This window comes from Mycobacterium sp. WUMAC-067, from assembly GCF_020217485.1.
In the GTDB taxonomy this organism is placed as follows: domain Bacteria; phylum Actinomycetota; class Actinomycetes; order Mycobacteriales; family Mycobacteriaceae; genus Mycobacterium.
In genome coordinates this window covers 1-1962 of sequence record NZ_JAEKMI010000137.1, presented here as the reverse complement: position 1 = coordinate 1962, position 1962 = coordinate 1, and the positions used below count along the sequence as shown (strand labels likewise).

Below are 1962 nucleotides of genomic sequence, written 5' to 3'. Positions count from 1 at the left end.
TCCCACCATCATTTTCGCCCGACACCGACCTCAAAGACCTGTTGGTACCGCCGGCATCTGGACCACCGGCCAATGCCGGCCCGGCCCTGGCGCAACCCGGCCCGCCGGCCGGTGGAACGCTTCCCAACGCGGGTCCTGCTCTGGGCGCGCCGGCGCAGCCGCCAACGGCCGGCGAGCGGCCTGGTGCCCCACGACCAGTGACCGACCTGCCGATCCCGATCGATGACGGAGGTCGGTGATGCAAGTGACTCCAAGGCGCGTGCGTGGCCGGCAGGCGATACGGTGTGGCCTGTCGTGCGCGGCGGTGGGCTTGTTGCTCAGCGGGTGCCAGTTCGGCGGTCTGAATTCGTTGGATATGCCTGGAACCGCAGGGCATGGCCCCGGCTCTTTTAAAATCACTGTAGAACTTTCCGATATCGCCACTCTGGCGCAGAATTCCCCGGTCATGGTCGATGACGTCACCGTCGGCAGCATCTCGGGAATGGGCGTTGAACAACGACCCGACGGAACCTTCTGCGCTGCCGTCCAGTTGTCGTTGGATGCGCAGGTGAATCTACCGACGAACGCGGTGGTCAAGGTTGCACAAACCTCGCTGCTCGGCTCGCAACACATCGAACTGTCGCGACCCGTCGCCGCACCGGCGGTCGGACGACTGTCCAACGGTCAAGTAATACCGGTGAATGGCAACGACAGATATCCCACCACCGAAGAGGTGCTGTCCTCACTGAGCATCGTGGTCAATAAGGGCAACTTGGGGGCGCTGCAAGACATCACCGACGAGCTTTACCAAACGGTGGCGGGACGCACCGAGCAGTTCGCTGATTTCCTGCCCCAACTTGCCACGCTCGCTGCCGGGCTTGATCGCCAAACCGATCACATCATCGAAGCAGCCGACAAATTGAACCATGTCAGCTCAGTTCTTGCTGACGGCAAGGGAAAGTTGGATCTCGCCTTACAGGCGGTGCCCGAGGCGCTCCGCGTCCTCAACGCCGACAGTGGCCAGATTGTCGCGACATTCGATGCACTACGACGACTCGGTGTCATCGCCGCCAACGTCCTGTCGAAAACCAAACGCGATTTCACCGAGGACGTCAAAGCCGCCTACCCGGTCGTGAAAGCGCTCTCAGAAAAGGCCCGCGAACTCGTTAATGCGCTGCCGCTCCTGGTCACATACCCGTTGCCGCAGAAGGGAATCAAGCAAGCCGTCCGGGGTGACTTCCTGAACATCGACGCCACCTTCGACCTCACCATCAGACGCCTCGGGGAAACCCTTTTCACAACGTCGGCATTGGACCCGAACATGAAGCATCTCGCCGAGGTGGTCAACCCGCCCGATTATCTGCTCGGGGCACTGGCAAATCTGTCAGGTCAAGCAGCTGATCCCTTCAGCCTGCCGACACACGATTCACCTGCTGCGGCCAAGGAGCCGCACTAATGCTTTCCCGGCTTCAGAAGTGGCAGCTCTCGACCTTCGCCGTGATCACCGTGATCACCGTAAGCATCATCGCGGTCAACTACGTGCAGATTCCGGCCGCACTTGGCTTCGGGTCGTACACGGTGACCGCCAATTTCGCGGCCAGCGGCGGGTTGTACAAGAACGCGAACGTGGCGTACCGCGGTACCACGGTCGGCCGCGTGACCGACGTGTCACTGGCCTATCGCAACGGCGTGAATGCGCAACTGCGCATCGGCTCAGGCGCCCATATTCCAGCCAACGTCACCGCCACCGTCAAAAGTGTCTCCGCGATCGGAGAACAGTACGTCGACCTGGTACCACCAGATCAGCCCTCGCCGGCGTGGCTGCGCGATGGCTCACGGATCAATCGTGACCACACCATGCTCAACGGGGATGTTGCGGGCTTGTTGCACGAGGCGCAGCGGCTGGTCGATTCGATCAGCCAAAGCCGATTGCGAGATCTGTTGCACGACATGTTCAAAGCCTTCGACGGATCGGGACCCGAG

Annotated in this window: 2 protein-coding genes and 1 pseudogene; all 3 read left to right on the top strand. The window is 61.5% G+C overall.

The annotated features are described in order from the left end of the window. Positions 1-239 (top strand): annotated as a pseudogene (locus tag JF781_RS27855) (hypothetical protein); the annotation flags it as partial. Then, entirely contained in the window at positions 239-1435 is a 1197-nt protein-coding gene (locus tag JF781_RS27850) for an MCE family protein (RefSeq protein ID WP_225330664.1), read from the top strand. The pseudogene JF781_RS27855 and the gene JF781_RS27850, both read left to right, overlap by 1 nt. Further along, positions 1435-1962, top strand: a 528-nt coding sequence (locus JF781_RS27845) for an MCE family protein (RefSeq protein ID WP_225330665.1), incomplete at its 3' end; no start/stop codon positions are given. The genes JF781_RS27850 and JF781_RS27845, both read left to right, overlap by 1 nt.

Bases quoted from the DNA above. Each gene is read 5' to 3' on its own strand.
- JF781_RS27850 (WP_225330664.1), top strand. From the start codon at position 239: ATGCAAGTGACTCCAAGGCGCGTGCGTGGCCGGCAGGCGATACGGTGT.